Origin of the sequence: Pedobacter nyackensis (assembly GCF_900176505.1) — a bacterium.
GTDB classification, from domain to species: Bacteria; Bacteroidota; Bacteroidia; order Sphingobacteriales; family Sphingobacteriaceae; genus Pedobacter; species Pedobacter nyackensis.
In genome coordinates, this window is sequence record NZ_FWYB01000009.1 from 93,528 (window position 1) to 111,488 (window position 17,961).

The 17,961-nt window shown below is 39.5% G+C and carries 8 protein-coding genes; 7 read left to right on the forward strand and 1 reads right to left on the reverse strand.

The window, feature by feature from the left end; translation table 11 throughout:
- Positions 1-221 precede the first annotated feature (221 nt).
- The 5 genes from B9A18_RS16395 to B9A18_RS16415 are packed head-to-tail and all read left to right on the forward strand — an operon-like array spanning position 222 to position 12,503.
- A complete protein-coding gene (locus B9A18_RS16395; RefSeq protein ID WP_084290522.1) occupies positions 222-2,966 on the forward strand; it encodes an alpha-d-galacturonidase in 2,745 nt (914 codons plus the stop codon).
- Positions 2,966-4,513: an MGH1-like glycoside hydrolase domain-containing protein gene (locus B9A18_RS16400; protein WP_084290523.1), complete on the forward strand. Its 1,548-nt coding sequence runs from the start codon at positions 2,966-2,968 to the stop codon at positions 4,511-4,513. The genes B9A18_RS16395 and B9A18_RS16400 overlap by 1 nt, the downstream gene beginning before the upstream one ends.
- A gap of 21 nt (positions 4,514-4,534) precedes the next feature.
- A complete protein-coding gene (locus tag B9A18_RS16405; RefSeq protein ID WP_084290525.1) occupies positions 4,535-6,139 on the forward strand; it encodes a glycoside hydrolase family 28 protein in 1,605 nt (534 codons plus the stop codon).
- Between the two features lie 17 nt (positions 6,140-6,156).
- Positions 6,157-8,979, forward strand: coding sequence for a glycoside hydrolase family 95 protein (locus B9A18_RS16410; RefSeq protein ID WP_144009524.1), 2,823 nt, complete (start codon positions 6,157-6,159; stop codon positions 8,977-8,979).
- Positions 8,976-12,503 (forward strand): malectin domain-containing carbohydrate-binding protein, encoded by a 3,528-nt coding sequence (locus tag B9A18_RS16415; RefSeq protein WP_084290529.1) that lies wholly within the window; start codon positions 8,976-8,978, stop codon positions 12,501-12,503. The genes B9A18_RS16410 and B9A18_RS16415 overlap by 4 nt, the downstream gene beginning before the upstream one ends.
- A 19-nt stretch (positions 12,504-12,522) precedes the next feature.
- Here the strand turns inward: B9A18_RS16415 and B9A18_RS16420 are convergent, their stop codons facing one another.
- Entirely contained in the window at positions 12,523-13,395 is an 873-nt protein-coding gene (locus tag B9A18_RS16420; RefSeq protein ID WP_084290531.1) for an AraC family transcriptional regulator, read from the reverse strand.
- Positions 13,396-13,848: 453 nt separating this feature from the next.
- Here B9A18_RS16420 and B9A18_RS16425 point away from each other — a divergent pair, with 453 nt between their 5' ends.
- On the forward strand, positions 13,849-14,523 hold the full coding sequence (locus tag B9A18_RS16425; protein WP_084290533.1) for a DUF3826 domain-containing protein: 675 nt from the start codon (positions 13,849-13,851) through the stop codon (positions 14,521-14,523).
- 302 nt (positions 14,524-14,825) lie between these two features.
- Positions 14,826-17,960 carry a SusC/RagA family TonB-linked outer membrane protein gene (locus B9A18_RS16430; protein WP_084290535.1) on the forward strand — a complete coding sequence of 1,045 codons (3,135 nt, stop codon included), beginning with the start codon at positions 14,826-14,828 and terminating at the stop codon, positions 17,958-17,960.
- The last annotated feature ends 1 nt before the right edge of the window (position 17,961 follow it).

Genomic DNA, 17,961 nt, shown 5'->3' on the forward strand with positions numbered 1-17,961 from the left:
CGAGAAGCTCCCGATTTATGCCATACAGCAAACCTGGTCATTGTTTGATTTAGAATATAACAGGAATAATACGTCTTTTAGAGGCTGATGCTAATATCCTACAGTATTTTGGGGAAATACTACAGGAAAGGAGATGGCCCCATTCCTATATTTGAGATTGCTTTATTAGCCAAATATAGCCCAAGTCTTTTTAAGAATAGATTTTCTGAAAACCGTGTTGAATGAGAAAATTCCCAATTTTTATTTTATTATGTCTTTTGTTTTTTAGCATTGCTGAATCCAGGGCATCCTATTTTCCTCTAAAAAACAAGCGTACCATTGTTATTCCTGCGCAAAGTAACTCCAGAGTTAAGTTTGGAGCCGAACGATTAGCAAAGTCTTTATCGTTAGTGGGTTATGATGTTAAGATTGTACAGAAGGACAAAATGCCAGCAGGCAATGATCTGATTGTGATCGGTACAAAGACGGATCAGCTACTTAATGGCTTAAGAGCTGTTAATGGTACTGGTAAACAGCTTGGAAAAGAAGGGTTTAGTATTAACTATAATAAAAATAAGAACCTGATTATTGAAGGGGGAGACTATTCTGGAGCCTTATATGGCTGTATGGAGCTCTCTGATGAAATTAAAACGAAAGGAAAACTGCCTGATCAGATCTCTGTTACTGATCAGCCTGAAATGGTATTGCGTGGTACTTGTATTGGTTTGCAAAAACCTGAATACTTACCTGGCAGAGATGTTTATGAATATCCCTATACGCCTGAAACTTTCTCCTGGTTCTACGATAAAGATCTTTGGATTCAATATCTGGATATGATGGTAGAGAATCGCTACAACTCCTTATATCTGTGGAATGGTCATCCTTTCTCATCACTCCTGCGACTTAAAGATTATCCTTATGCGGTAGAAGTGGATGATGCCACCTTGAAAAAGAATGAGGAAATGTTTAAATTCTTAACTCAGGAAGCGGATAAACGTGGTATTTGGGTAATTCAGATGTTTTACAATATTTTAATACCTAAACCTTTTGCCGAAAAGCATGGCTTAAAAACACAGGATAGAAATCGCCCCATTATTCCATTGATAGCTGATTATACAAGAAAATCTATTGCAGGATTTGTCGAAAAGTATCCTAATGTAGGCTTACTGGTAGCTTTGGGAGAAGCCATGGAAGGAGTAGGGCAGGATGATATAGATTGGTTTACAAAAACCATTATACCAGGGGTAAAAGATGGATTAAAAGCCGCAGGTATTAAAAATGAACCGCCCATTGTGTTACGGGCTCATGATACCCATGCGCCAAGTGTGATGAAGGCTTCGTTGCCACTCTATAAGAATTTGTACACCGAGAATAAGTTTAATGGTGAAGCTTTAACAACCTATACGCCAAGAGGCAGTTGGGCTGAGTTGCATAGGGAGTTAAGTGCGGTAGCCCCGGTGCATATTGCCAATGTTCATATTCTGGCTAACCTCGAACCCTTCCGTTACGGATCGGCAGATTTTATTCAAAAATCTGTACAGGCCATGAATAAAATATATGGGGCTAAAGGACTTCACCTGTACCCACAATCGGGTTATTGGGATTGGCCTTATACCGCAGATAAGATTACTGAAAGACAGTTACAGGTGGATAGAGATTGGATCTGGTATAAAGAATGGGCCAGATACGCCTGGAACTCTAATAGAGATAGAATTGAGGAAATTAACTATTGGGGGCAGCAGTTAGCCGGTAAATATGGAACAGACCTGACCGCAGGAAAAGCCATTCTCAATGCTTACGAAGAATCGGGGGAGATCTCTCCTAAATTGCTACGCCGTTATGGGATTACTGATGGAAACAGGCAAACTTTAACTTTAGGTATGTTGATGACACAGCTGATCAACCCTTATCGCTATGGTTTATTTACTTTAATGTACGAATCTGAAGCACCGGAAGGGGAGATGATTATTGAGTATGCTGAGAAGGAGTGGAAAAAACAAGGCCATATAGGTGAAACTCCCGTTCAAATTGCTAAAGAGGTAGTTGAACATGGTAAAAAGGCATTGGCTTCTATCAATGAAGCCGCACCAAAGGTTAGCAAAGACAGCGAAGAATTTAGAAGGCTTAAAAATGATATATATTGCTATGATGCCATGGCTAATTTTTACGCGGAGAAGGTAAAGTCGGCGCTATGGGTTTTACGCTATAAATATTCTAATGATGTGAGCGACCTGCAAAAAGCTTTGCCATTTCTTGAAAAGAGTGTAGATTATTATGCTAATCTGGTTAAGCTGACAGAGAATGAGTATCTGTATGCCAATAGTATGCAGACTAAACAACGTAAGATTCCAATGCGTGGCGTTGACAAGACTTTTATTCATTGGAAAGAGATGCTGCCGGTATTCACCAAAGAACTGAACCACTTTAAAAGAAGTATAGATTCTCTTAAATCTTCGGGATCGGGAAAAGCAAATGTCTTAAAGCCATTTAAAAATGCTGCAGTTAAAATCCTTTCTGGCCATGACAGTTATATCATCAATAAAGATGCTCAGGTGTTTATAGATTCTGTGACTAAAATAAAAGAAGTAACTGAGCAATTGATTGGACTTAAAGGCGTAAAGCTGAATAAGGCACAACAAATAAAATCAGGTACGACATTGAAGTTTAGTACTACTGCTCCTGTGAAGGTATTGGTAGGGTTTTTTACCAAAAAAGATCGTTCATACCTGGCAGCTCCTGAGTTGGAAACTGATGCAAGTGCAAATAATTACGGACAGTCGGAAATAAAGATCTCCAATGCATTGGTTTTAGATGGCTACCCCCCGGTAAATATTCATGCCTATTCGTTTGGCGTAGGTACAAATACCTTAACTTTAGGAAAAGGGGCTTGTGTGATTTTAGGATTTATAAGTGAAGGCCAGGAAATGCGAATTTATAATGCAGGACTGGACGGAAAAGGAAAAGATATTGATTGGTTATTTGAGTAATGATGAATAAAAAAGAACTTATAGTAACTGCCATGTTCCTGGTTTTAGGAACAGGCGTCTTTGCACAGTTGGGCAGCGGTACTGCGAAGCTTAAAAAATATGTGGATTACTTTAATTCGATTGATACAGAAGCCGTAAAGAATTATGTGCCCAATGCACAATCATTTGACTGGCTATCGCAAAACGTGCCTTTGCTGGATTGTCCTGATGAAGTACTGGAGCAAAATTATTACTACCGTTGGTGGTCTTTCCGTAAACATCTGGTAAAAACACCTGAAGGCTTCATTTTTACTGAATTTATTGAGCCTGTTAAGCATGCGGGTAAATACAATTCTATCAGTTGCGCGCTGGGCCATCATATTTATGAGGGCCGCTGGCTTAAAAATACCGACTATCTAAAAGAGTACATAGATTTTTGGTTGTACCACGCTGATGTAGGGCAAAGCAAACAACGCTTCCATCAGTTTAGTAGCTGGATCGATGATGCTGTTTATCAGAACTATCTGGTGACACCTGATACTGAGCATTTAAAACGAATTCTACCTGCCCTGGATGCAGATTATGGCAAATGGGAAAAAGAAAGGCAGTTAAAGAGCGGTTTGTTCTGGCAATTTGATGTAAAAGACGGAATGGAAGAGTCTGTTAGTGGATCGAGAAAGGATCAAAACAGAAGGCCAACCATCAGCAGCTATATGTATGGAAATGCTAAAGCGCTGGCCAGTATGGCTGATATTGCTGGCGATAAAGCATTGGCACAGAAGTACAATGGTAAAACGGCACAGCTTAAAAAATTAGTACAGGATAGTCTTTGGGATAACAAAGACAGCTTCTTTAAAACAAAACATCCTAATGGGAAGCTCGCCCATGCCCGTGAAGCCATCGGTTTTGTGCCCTGGGATTTTGACCTGCCAGCTGATAAGCCTGCTTATGCGAAAGCATGGGATCAATTATTGGATACTGCGGGGTTTAAAGCGCCATGGGGCTTAACAACAGCCGAAAGAAGAGAACCAACGTTTAGAACCCGCGGATCAGGGCATAGTTGCGAATGGGATGGTGCGTTATGGCCCTTTGCCAGTTCGCAGACTTTAAAAGGTCTGGCAAATCTGCTGACCAATTATAAAAAACACGGTAAAATGACGGCAAAGGTATTTTACGATGAGCTTCATCAATATGCCAGGTCTCATCAAAAGAATGGTAAGCCTTATTTAGGAGAGTATCAGGATGAAAAGAATGGAGAATGGCTAAAAGGTGATAATCCCAGAAGTAGTTTTTATAACCATTCAACCTTTTGCGACTTAGTTATCAATGATCTGATAGGCATTAAGCCGCGTTTAGATAATGCCTTTGGTTTTTATCCGCTTATTCCGGAAGGTCGGTGGGATTGGTTTTTACTGGAGAATGTAACCTATCATGGTAAAACACTTACGCTGTTATGGGATAAAACCGGAAATAAGTATAACAAAGGCAAAGGTCTGCGTATTTACGCCGATGGAAAGGAAATTTATCAGTCTGCAAAGCTAAAACCTGCCATAATTCAACTCAAATAATCAACAACAAACATAGCCGAAATGAAGTTTAATAGCCCGATCAGAAAAGTTTTAGCCGTTTTTACCCTTTGCTGCTGTGCAATGATTTTTAGCTTAAATGCGAATGCACAAGCCTATTATAATGTACTTAAATATGGAGCTAAAAATGATAGTACTAAATTAGCTACTTCAGCCATTAAAAAAGCTATTGATGCTGCTTCAAAAGCTGGTGGTGGAACCGTATATTTTCCTGCAGGTAAATACCTTACAGGTTCGATACATTTAAAAAGTAACATCACTATCTTCATTGATGCTGGTGCAGAACTTCACTTCAGTGATAATTTTGATGATTATCTGCCTATGGTTAAAAGCAGATACGAAGGGGTTGATGTAACCAGTTTTTCTCCCTTGTTTTATGCTTATAAAGCAGAAAATATTGCAATTATTGGTCGTGGTATTATTGATGGGCATGGCAAAAAGTGGTGGGATTTTGTGGAGGGATATAAGGAAGGACAAGCACGTTCTAAATGGCAATTTATGTTCGATGATTTGAATAAAGATATCCTTTTGCCTGACGAGCCAAAGCAGATGAAACGTGGCTTTTTACGTCCGCCATTCATCCAGCCTATGTTTTGTAAGAATGTGTTGATTGAAGGAATTACTATACGCGACTCGCCTTTTTGGACGGTTAACCCTGAGTTTTGTGAGAATGTAACGATACATGCTGTAACTATTACAAATCCTGCTTCTTTTGCGCCAAATACCGATGGAATCAATCCGGAGTCTTGTAAAAATGTACGAATTTCCGATAGCCACATTAGCGTTGGTGATGACTGTATCACCATTAAATCTGGTAAAGATGCACCAGGAAGAAAAATGGCTGTTCCGGCGGAAAATTATACCATTACCAATTGCACGATGCTTTCTGGCCATGGTGGGGTAGTTATTGGTAGCGAAATGTCGGGCGATGTAAGGAAAATAACCATTTCTAACTGCGTATTTGATGGTACAGACCGTGGTCTCCGTATTAAATCTGCCAGGGGTAGAGGCGGTGTTGTTGAAGAAATCAGAGTCGACAATATCATTATGAAAAATATACGTGAACAGGCAATCGTATTGGATTTGCAGTACGCTAAAACTACTGTTGAACCGGTTTCAGAACGTACACCAAGATTCAGAAACATCCATTTCAGCAACATTACAGGGCAAGTAAATGAGGCAGCTTATTTAAACGGTCTGGAAGAAATGCCAATAGAGAATATCACGTTTAATGATATCAATATGGATGCAAAAACAGGCTTTAATATTAAAAATGCAAATCGTATAGAATTTCATAATGTTCAGGTAAACACGGAAATCGGGCCTTCGGTAAAGGTGAATACCGTCAATTCATTAACTATAAATGGTTTAAAAAGCTATACACCACATAAAAATGTGCCTGTTATAGATCTTAACAATGTAGATGGTGCATTTATTTATAACGCTTTCCCGGCTCCAGGAACAGATTTGTATCTAAAGTTAAGTGGAGAAAAAACTAAAAATATAACATTAGGAAACAATAACTTTAAAAATGTTAAAACTCCTGTTGTAACGGAAGGGAAAGTTACAGAAGCAGTGCGGGTTATTTCGGGGGATCCTATTAAGTAATTTTAATTTGCATCGACATGAAACTCATGAGTTTTAGAATCTGCGTGTATGTGGTTATGGTCAATTGTGTGGCCATTTCCCATGCTATCGCCCAACAATCTACCTATCAACTTTGGTATTCCAAACCGGCTGAAAAATGGACTGATGCCCTGCCTATTGGCAATGGACGTATTGGCGCCATGATATTTGCTGGGGTGGAGCAAGATAGGATTCAGTTTAACGAAGAGACTTTGTGGACAGGTGCACCCAGAGATTACAATCGTAAAGGGGCTGCAAATTACCTCTCAGAAATCAGGAAACTGCTGTTTGAAGGCAAACAGGAGGCAGCCGAAAAGCTGGCCACTGAAAAGTTTATGGGTACCCAAAGTGCCACAGGAGATAGGAATAAATGGACTGCAGATATGAAGGCCTTAAAAGGCATTACAGGCAGTCCGGCAGAGGAAAATTATGACGATCTGCAATGGAAAACAATCAATGTGCCGAGCTACGAAGGATGGGAAACCGTTGGCCTGTCAGGTCTTGATGGAGCCGTATGGTTCCGTACAACCATTGATGTACCGGATGATTGGGTAGGTAAAAATCTGGTACTAGACCTAAACCGAATTCGTGATCATGATTTTACTTTTGTAAATGGCACATTGGTAGGCAATACAGATGGTACATCACCAAGAAAATATACCATTCCTGCCAAGCTGATTAAAAAAGGAAAAAATGTAATTGCGATACAGGTATTAAATTACTTTGATAAGGGAGGGATTGCCGGTTATAAAGATACTAGCCGTGCAATTGCTGTTTATCCGGAAGGAGCAGAACCTCAGAATGGGATATCATTGGTTAAAGCATGGAAATATAAAATACAGAACGATGAGCCTCCAATGGCTCCGCAGTTTCAGGCAAGTTATCAGCCTTTTGGCGAACTGTATCTGAATTTTAAAAATCCGTCAGTTACTGTTAGCAATTATAAACGGAAGTTAGATTTAAGTACGGCAATAGCTAGTACTTCATATACCCTAAACGGAGTGAATTACCTGAGGGAGTATTTTGCCAGTCAGCCTAACCAGGCTATAGTTATCCGCTTAACTGCTGATAAAAAAGGTAGCATTAGTTTAGATGTAGTACTGGGCAGTCCGCATAAATACGCTGCTGTAAAAAAAATAGATGCAAATACCATTTCTCTGTCTTTAAGAGTTAGAGGCGGAGCATTAAAAGGCGAAAGTCAGCTTAAAGCAGTCGTAACTAAAGGCAAGTTGCTGGTTGGACAGGATAAGATTGCAATTACCGGCGCTGATGAGGTAATCCTTTACCTTACAGCCGGAACTAATTTTATTAGTGATAAGAATGTATCTGGTATTCCTGCAAATGCATGTTTAAAAGCCTTGGCTGGTTTAAAAGATAAAACTTACGTGCAAGTTAAGGCCGCGCATTTAAAAGAATATCAGAAGTACTATAAGGCCTTTTCAATAAGTTTTGGAAATAGTGATAACGAGAAGCTTCCCACAGATGAGCGTATTGAACGCTTTGCCGCTGCTCATGATGCTCCTCTCGCAGCTTTATATGTGCAATACGGCAGGTATCTGTTGATTTCCAGCTCCCGACCGGGGACACAACCTGCAAACCTGCAGGGGATATGGAATGACCTGCTAACGCCGCCATGGGGGAGTAAATACACCACCAATATTAACCTTGAAATGAATTATTGGCCAACAGGACCACTGAACCTGCCGGCAATGAATGAGCCTTTATTCAAAAAGACAGCAGTACTAGCGAAAAATGGTGCGATAACGGCTAAGGAACATTACAATGCTAATGGTTGGGTACTTCACCACAATACAGATCTTTGGAATGGTACAGCGCCTATAAATGCCTCAAATCATGGTATCTGGGTTTCTGGAGCCGGCTGGTTGAGTCAGCATTTATGGGAACATTATCGTTTTACGCAGGACAGGGTTTTTCTTAAAAATGAAGCTTATCCATTAATGAAACAGGCAGCTGTTTTCTTTGTTGATTTTTTGATCAAAGATTCTAAAACCGGCTGGCTGATCAGTACACCTTCTAACTCACCGGAGAATGGAGGCTTGGTAGCCGGACCTGCAATGGATCACCAGATTATCCGCACACTTTTTAAAAATTGTATTGCAGCAAGTGAACTACTGGGTACAGATGCAGAATTCAGTAAAGTATTACAAAATAAGCTGACGCTTCTGGCACCGAATCAGATTGGTAAATACGGGCAATTACAGGAATGGCTGGAAGATAAAGACGATACAACGAATAAACACAGACACGTTTCGCACTTATGGGGCGTACATCCTGGCAATGACATAACCTGGGATAACCCAGAGATGATGAGAGCCGCCAAACAATCATTACTGTACAGAGGCGATGAAGGTACAGGTTGGAGTTTAGCCTGGAAAATCAATTTCTGGTCGAGATTTAAAGACGGAGATCATGCCATGAAAATGGTTAAAATGTTGATCAGTCCGGCTGCAAAAGGTGGAGGCGCTTATATAAACCTGTTCGATGCGCATCCGCCGTTTCAGATAGATGGAAATTTCGGTGGTGCTGCGGGTATAGCAGAGATGCTTTTGCAGAGTCATACGCAGTTTGTTGAACTTTTACCTGCATTACCAGTTGATTTACCAGAGGGCGAAGTAAAAGGAATTTGTGCCAGAGGTGGTTTTGAACTTAGTTTTAAATGGAGTAAAGGCGTGTTAATCTCGGTTGAAGTTAAGTCGAATGAAGACAGTGTATGTCTTTTACGCTATGGAAATAGAATTACAAGTATTGCTACACAGAAAGGAGCAGTATATAAATTGAATGGAGATTTAGAGAAATTATGAATAAAAGGAAAGTTATAGCTTTTCTGATTGGCCTTTTTTTAACGAGCACGGGTTTTACGCAGACAGGATTACGCAAGAGTACTACATTAAACAACAACTGGCAGAGTATTGCCGATGATACCAATATAAATGCTTATAAAGGTTTTGAGCAAATTGGCTTTAATGATAAAGGCTGGAAAACAGTAAATGTTCCGCATAATTGGGATCAGTATGAAGGCTATCGCCGTATGTTGCATGGTAACAGACATGGTTATGCCTGGTATCGTAAAATATTTACAACTGCCGCTCAAAAAACAGGTAAACGGTTTTTTCTTTATTTTGAAGGCGTGGGCTCTTATGCCAGCATTTGGTTAAATGGTAAAAAGGTTGGTTACCATGCTGGAGGCCGTACTACTTTTACACTCGATGTAACTGATGCGATTAAATTAAACAATCAATCGAACCTGCTTGCTGTACGCGCAGACCACCCGGCAAACATACAAGATTTGCCATGGGTTGATGGCGGTTGTTCAACAGAACGAGGTTTTTCTGAAGGTTCGCAACCAATGGGTATTTTCAGACCGGTACATCTGGTGGTTACCAGCGATCTTAGAATTGAGCCTTTTGGCGTTCATATCTGGAATGATGATAAAGTCTCTGAAAAATCAGCTTTGCTGAAAATGGAGACTGAGATTAAAAATTATAGTCAGGTTGTCCGAAATATTACGATAATCAACCAGTTATTCGATAAAAACGGTCACAAAGTAACCGAAATTAAGATAGTTAAAAAGCTATTGCCTGGAAAGAACTTAGTTATAGCCCAACAAACAGAACAACTTAAAAATGTAAAGCTTTGGTCTATCGAAGATCCTTATTTGTATACGCTTAAAACCAGTGTTGCAGAGGGAAATAAAGTGATAGATGAATTGAGCACTCCTTATGGCATTCGCTGGATCAGCTGGCCTATTGGTGAGAATCCGGCGGACAGCAAGCGGTTTTTATTGAATGGTAAACCTGTTTTTATAAATGGAGTAGCAGAGTATGAACACCTGATTGGTCAGAGCCATGCCTTTAGTGCTGAACAGATCAAATCAAGAGTGATGCAAATTAAATCAGCTGGTTTTAATTCCTTTCGTGATGCGCATCAGCCCCATAACCTCCTTTATCAGGAGTATTGGGATAAATTAGGCATCCTATCCTGGACACAAATGGCTGCACATATCTGGTACGATACACCCGAATTCAGGACGAATTTTAAATCATTGCTTACAGATTGGGTGAAGGAACGTCGTAACAGTCCATCTGTAGTCCTATGGGGCTTAGAAAATGAAAGTACTTTGCCCGAAGATTTTGCAAGAGAATGTACAGAATTGATCCGTAAACTTGACCCTACAGCCTCTTCGCAACGGAAAGTAACAACCTGTAACGGGGGCAAAGGAACGGACTGGGATGTACCACAAAACTGGACAGGAACTTATGGCGGAGATCCCTTAAACTATGCTGAAGATATCCAGAAGCAAGTATTAATTGGTGAATATGGTGCCTGGCGAACGCTTGATTTGCACACTGAAGGTCCTTTTACGCAGAAAGGAGCATACAGCGAAAACAATATGACTCAGCTGATGGAGATGAAAGTCAGACTTGCCGAATCTGTAAAAGATAAAACTGCCGGACATTATTTTTGGCTATTCAGTTCACACGATAATCCAGGAAGGGTACAAGGTGGGGAAGGCTTAAGAGAACTGGATAGAATTGGTCCGGTAAACTACAAAGGCTTGTTTACCCCATGGGAAGAACCCCTGGATGTCTTTTATATGTTTAGGGCCAATTATGCACCTAAAGAAACTGAGCCAATGGTTTACATTGTTTCGCATACCTGGCCTGAAAGATGGCTAAAACCGGGTAAGAAGGACAGCATTACCATATATTCCAATTGTGATGAAGTGGAGCTATTTAATGATGTAAATGCAGTTTCGCTAGGAAAAAGAAAACGTGGTGGTATTGGTACGCATTTCCAATGGGATGGTGTTAACATTGAGTATAATGTGCTTTATACAGTGGGTTACGTAAATGGAAAAGCAATAGCTAAAGATTATATCGTTTTGAATAACTTACCAAAATCACCTCAATTTAACGATTTTAATAAGGATGCTAAAAATCTGACAGGAGCTGTAAAAGGTTATAATTATCTGTACAGAATAAATTGTGGAGGTCCGGAGTATAAAGATCAGAATGGACAATTGTGGTCGGCCGACAGGCAGCTAACTGAAGGTGGCTTTGGTTCTCAATCCTGGACAACCGCATTTGACGGTATGCCTGCTTTCTTTGCAAGCCAACGCCGTACTTTTGATCCGATTAAAGGAACGACAGACTGGAAGTTGTTTCAGACTTTTAGATATGGCCGCGACCAACTTACCTATCACTTTCCTGTTCCGGATGGTGAATACCTTGTCGAGCTTTACTTCATAGAGCCTTGGTTGGGCACTGGCGGCGGGATGGATGCTACAGGAATGCGCCTGTTTGATGTCGCTGTAAACGATAAAACGCTGCTTAAGGATGTAGATTTATGGCAGGAAGCAGGCCACGATGCTGCTTTAAAAAAGACAATAAAGGCGGTGGTTAAAGGCGGGGAACTCGTCATATCTTTCCCTCAGGTGAAATCCGGACAAGCTGTGATTTCTGCTATTGCTATTGCTTCTGCCAGTAAAACTAACACGCCTGCTAAAGAAAGCAAAGCAATTGTAGAGGCGCTTAATGGAAACATTGCTAAACCAGATACCTGGATGGATTTGGGCGATCAGCAATATGCTGATGAACAGGTTTATTTTACTGCTTTGCCTTCAGGTTTATATGGTGCAGAATGGATTCAGACATTAAATAAGGGAAATAATAATCTACAGTTTAAAGTTACCGCCGAAGCGGATGTCTATATAGCTGTAGATGCAAACGTAAGTAACAGGTTAAATTGGCTGGCAGATTATGAGGATACGAAAACAATGCTTAAAAATAGTAAAGGCGAGCAATTTAATGTCTTCCGTAAACGACATGCAAAAGATCAGACTTTAAACTTAGGACCAAAAGCGCCAAACACGGCCATGTACACGATTGTCGTATTGCCCGTAAGTAATATGCAGCCGGCCTATGATTTAAAAACCATTACTACCTATAAGGCTACTGATGCTGGTTTAAAAGGGGAAGGCTTGGTAAAGGAAGAGTTGATGGGCAGAGAACGGATTACTTTTAAAAAGCCTTCTGGTGATATATTGGAGTGGAAAATGGTAGTAGGTGTGGCGGATACTTATTCACTTACGGTTAAATACCACAATCCTTTTGAGCAGTCATTGAAGGGGAAAATAGAAGTTTTAACCATGGATGGTGCAGTGTTAAAAGCAGCGGAACCAATCGAGTTTAAAGCAACTAAAAAGGGTAAATGGAACTATTATAATACCAATACCGGTACGATGATCAATGCCGGAATATACAGGGTGCGCTTAATTGCTGAAGATGCTGCAGGATTAAGTATTGATGCATTGGATGTGCAATAGTTTTTAGCGCTTTACAAAACTATTCGTTAAGGTATTTCCGTTTGTAATCCAGCGGGGTCATGCCTGTTACTTTTTTAAAGTGTCTGTAAAAATTTGACACGTTGTTAAAACCGCAATCAAAACAGATCATTTCTGTAGGTAGTTTATTTTCAATTAAAAAGCGGCAGGCATGACTTACACGTATCTCTATTAAAAAATCGTAATAAGTCTTCTTGGTCATCAGTTTAAAATACCTGCAAAACGAAGTAATGCTTAAATTACTTAAGGATGCAATCTCTTCTAAGGTGATGTCATTTTTATAATTCGTCATGGTGTAATTACATATCTTATTGATGCGTAAGGTTTCTGACTCGTTAGATTGATAAAAAGTACTTTTCCCTGTTACTATTGTCGAATATTCGTCTGTTTCAGCCAGTGTCTTTAAAATACTCAAAAGAATAATGATTCTATCCAGATGGGTGGCTTCAATTGATGAGCTCATTAGTTCAGCTAATTTATCTTTGGCCTGACCGTTGATGACCATACCGCTTTTAGCTTTTTCAAAAAGTTTGGGAATAAGGTAGGCTTCTGGTAGGCTCAGCAAATAAGAGCCCAGGCAATCTGGTAAAAACTGAATCACCATAGCCTCTACATTCAAATCAGGATTGTTCTGGAAGTATTCATCTTTACAACGCCAGGTGTGCGGCAGGTTTTCTCCAACTAAAATCATTTCGCCGGGCGTAAAGTTGCTAATGTTGTCACCTATAAATCTGACACCCTCTCCTTTTATTACATAATGTAGTTCAAGTTCGGGATGGTAATGCCAGATGTTCCCGAAGTCTGATTTAATATCATGACGAATACTAAAGGAACTCTGGAGCGTGCTCGGAATTTTATGAAAATGAGGCTTCATTTTATTTTTATATTTGAATATTATATTTATATTTAATTATTGAAAACGAAGATTTAGCAAATCATATATATAATATGACTAAAGTTAGGAGATTATATGGTAATATCCTACAATAATTTGCTAACAGTTACTAATAATTACAAGGCGCTATTGTTGAGTTTTGTATAAAGACCTTTAGGGGATAACCAAATTATAAACCAACAAATTCTTTTTATATGAAGATTTTGTTCAGTAATAAATTATGAAACAGCGGGTAAATAAAGAAATTCTTCTGGTTTCTATAGAGAGTTTAAGGCTTTTAGCAAATCAAAATTGCTGGGAGACGCAGTCTCTTATTCTGATGATTCATCAAAAGCACATGAGTTTATCAACTACAGTTCCTTAACGAATAAAGTCTCGCCTAAACCTAAAAAAGAAGATCCACTATAATACTACTAACCAAATTTATAAATTATGAAACGTGTTTGCCTACTACTGACTTTAATGCTCTCAGGTGTTATTGGTGTATTTGCACAAAATAACGCTGTCCCCGAGAATGAAAAAGCAGCTTATTTAAAGGTTATCACGGAACGTGCTGATAAAATTACAGCCGTGCTTAATATAAATGATGCCGGAAAGCAGGAAAAGGTGCGTAATATTATAAGAGATCAGTATAATAACCTCAATGATATTTATACTGTACGTGATGCAAATGTAAAAGCTATCAAGCAACAACACGAAGGAAATAAAGCTGTTATAGAGGCTGCTACTAAGGAAGAAGCGATTAAAACAGACGCTAAATTAGCCAAGCTACATAAAAGTTACCTTAGTAAACTTTCATCGAAGTTAAGTGCAGAACAAGTAGAACAAGTAAAAAACGGAATGACTTACGGTGTATTGCCTATCACTTATAAGGCGTATCAGGAGCAGATACTAACCCTTAATGATGAGCAGAAAAAGCAAATCTTAATCTGGCTTACTGAAGCGCGAGAGCACGCTATTGATGCCGAATCATCAGATAAAAAACATGCATGGTTTGGTAAGTACAAAGGCAGAATCAACAACTATCTTTCTGCAGCAGGCTATGATCTGAAAAAAGAAGGCCAGGAATGGGAGAAGCGGAGAAAAGCAGCGGCTAAAGGAAATTAAAAATAACCGCTCTCATTTGGTTAGAAGAATGCGCTCATTCGTTCTTTATTTGGTTAGAAAGAATTCCCGTTACTGATTAAAGTAACTATTGGTAACGGGGTTTTTCTTCTTATCAAAGAAACATAAACTGTATATCATTATAAACCATTTAAAACAAGATCACTTGATTAAACATTTGGTTTAAAACCAACCCATTATCATCTCATCAATTTAAAACCAAAACATAATTATTTCTAAGAGTAGACTTTTTTAACGAGCACTAATCTTTCAATAAGAAATTAACCATTTAATACAAACCAAGTATGAACTTTAAACTTTTACGAATGTTAAAAGGGGTAGTAATATTATCCTTACTTTTTTGTGCTTCCTCGTATGCACAAGTAAAGAAAATTACAGGTAAAGTTACTGATGGCACTGATGGAGGGCCAATGCCGGGCGTTAACGTCAGCATTAAGGGTAAGCCCAGTAATGTAGCCACAAATGTCGATGGGATTTACACCATTCAGGCCGATCCTGCGACTGATGCATTGGTGTTCTCTTATATCGGTTTCAAAAGACAAACGATTACGTTGGCAGGGAAAACTACATTGAATGTTTCGTTGGCATCAGATAATTCTGACCTCGATGAAGTCATCGTAGTTGGTTATGGGACGAAGAAGAAATCGGAAATTCTGGGCTCGGTAGCAACGATTTCCGGAGCAGAGTTGATGGATATTCCGACACCTAATATTGCAGGGGCTTTAAGAAACCGGATTGCTGGTTTGGGCGTTAGCCAGGTTTCAGGTAAACCTGGGGCATCTATTAATCTAAACATTAGGAATGCTTCAACCAGTAATCAGGGTAATACCATAGGTGCGACATCTGAACCCTTGTATATCATTGATGGAATTTCATTTCCAACCAGTGATGCTTTTGATAACCTGGACGCTTCTATGGTAGAGAATATTACCATTTTGAAAGATGCTTCTGCTGCAATTTATGGAGCATCCGGAGCAAAAGGTGTGGTATTGGTTACTACTAAGCGCGGAAAAGCAGGTAAACCCAGTTTGAGCTACAATGGATACGTAGGTGTTTCTGATGCTGCCAAGGTGCCTGAAATGCTTTCTCCTTACGAACATGGCCTATTGCTTAATGAGGGGATAAGAATAGGTAACAAGCCATTTTCAAGTTCTTTTTCTCCTCAGGATCTCGAGTATTTAAAAACTTTAAATAATAAAAGCTGGTATGATGAACTTTGGCAAGCTTCAACTACTCAACGCCACAATTTAAGTATTTCTGGCGGGAGTGATAAGATTACATTTTTTGCCGGTGGAAGTTATCAGAATGAAAATGGAAATTACAAGGGCTTAAAGGTTGATAAATACACTTTTCGTAGTGGCTTGAATGCTACGATACTTCCGGGACTTAAGGCCGACATCGCATTCAATGTGGATCAGAACATAAATGTAGCAAATAATAGCCTTGGCCAGGAAAATGACGCGGATTTCTTCAGATCAATAATTACTGTACCAGGATGGGTGCCTATCAGTATCGATGGAAAACCAGTCGATTTCGGAACCAATCCATTGGCATTGTTAAATTCTGGTTATTATGATAACCGAAAGGGGTTTGGATATAGGGTCAATGCCAGTTTAAGCTATCAACCAGAAGCAGTAAAAGGGTTAACAGCGAAATTCCAGATTTCTCAGGGAGGGAACTCTAACCGCACAAGATTGTATAGGCCACCATATGAGGAATATAAATTTGTCACATTTGGTAGAAACTCTGCATTATATACGAATGTTCCCGATCCTGCTGCTCCTACTTCGTCTGTTGTAGCCAAAGAAAGTGCGGAAACACGTGCAGGTCAAACCACCGGAAATAGCTATCAGGGATTCTTGACCTTGCAATACGCAAAAACTATTGCGAAACACTCTATGGATCTGACCGTTGGTGGTGAGCAAACAGTGTCCTATAGTGAAAAGCAGGATAATGTATGGATAGGACAATTGGTTCCAAACGTAGATGATCCATGGGCTTTTAATACCAATAATTTGCAGATACCACAACGTACGGTCTCCGAATCTACTAAGCGCTCATTCTTTGGACGTTTTAGCTATGATTTTGATAAGAAATATCTTCTTGATCTGGTAGGCCGCTTGGACGCATCCTCAAATTTTGCCTCAGGTAACAGGTGGGGATTTTCTCCAAGTATAGGTTTGGGCTGGATTGTGAGTCAGGAAAATTTCTTTAAGGACAATGTTAAATTTGTCAACTTCCTGAAATTCAAATTTAACTACGGAATTACTGGAGATGATAGGGTAAATGCCAGGTTATGGCAGGAACGCTATCTTATAGGAACGTCGGATGGATACCTTTTTGGCAGCAACAATAGTATCGGTTTGAATCCATCTGTACTTCCGAATCCAAATATTACCTGGGAGAAAAAACAGACTATCAATGCCGGAATAGAAGCATCGTTATTCAACAATAAACTGGATGTGGGGGTTGAGGTTTTTAGAAACTTTACTTACGACGGATTTGATGGTGGAATAGATAAACTATATCCTATGTATGCAGGATTTAAATCTGCAACAGTAAATTACCGCGAAGTGTATAACTGGGGTACTGAATTTAATTTGGGTTATAAGGCTTCTTTAACAAAAGATTTGAAACTAAATAGCAGCATGAACTTTAGTTTTGGTAATGGAGTTACCTATCGTGAATTTTATGAGGTTGGTAAATTGCCAATTATTATCGGTGAAGAGATCATTACAACTGGTCTGGATCCAAGAATTTACAGTAGTAGCAATGTGGGATTAATAGCCAAAGGCATGCTGAGAACACAACAGGAAGTAGATCAGTTTATTCAGCAAAATCCGGCTTACAACTTTAAGGGAGCAGTTCCTGAAGTAGGCTGGATAGTTTATGAAGATACCAATAAAGATGGAATCATCAATGAGTCGGACATGGTTCCGTTATACAAACATCCAAATGCATTTTTAAACGCTGGTATTAATCTCAATTTATCTTATAAAGCTTTTAGTCTGAGTACCAACATCAACGCCCGACTTGGAGGTAAAGCATTTTATGACAGCAGATCAGTTACCTCAGCTTCGGTAACAAATAATGTTTTGACGATATGGAAAGACAGATGGACACCTGAAAATCCGTTGCAGGGAAAACTGCCAAGGTATGACGATCCATCAATTGGCGTAAACTCGACCTTCTGGGCTGTCAATGGTACCATGATCCGGGTGAATAATATGACTTTAAGTTATAAGGTATCTGACAGACTGGCCAAGACACTGGGTTTAAGTGGGGCAAGGATATTGGCAACAGGTAATAACTTATGGACAATAGTAAACCCACTGAAATATAAAGATCCGTACACATCTAGTGCATACGACTATCCTACAATCAGGACCATCTCATTGGGTTTAAGTGTTAACTTATAAT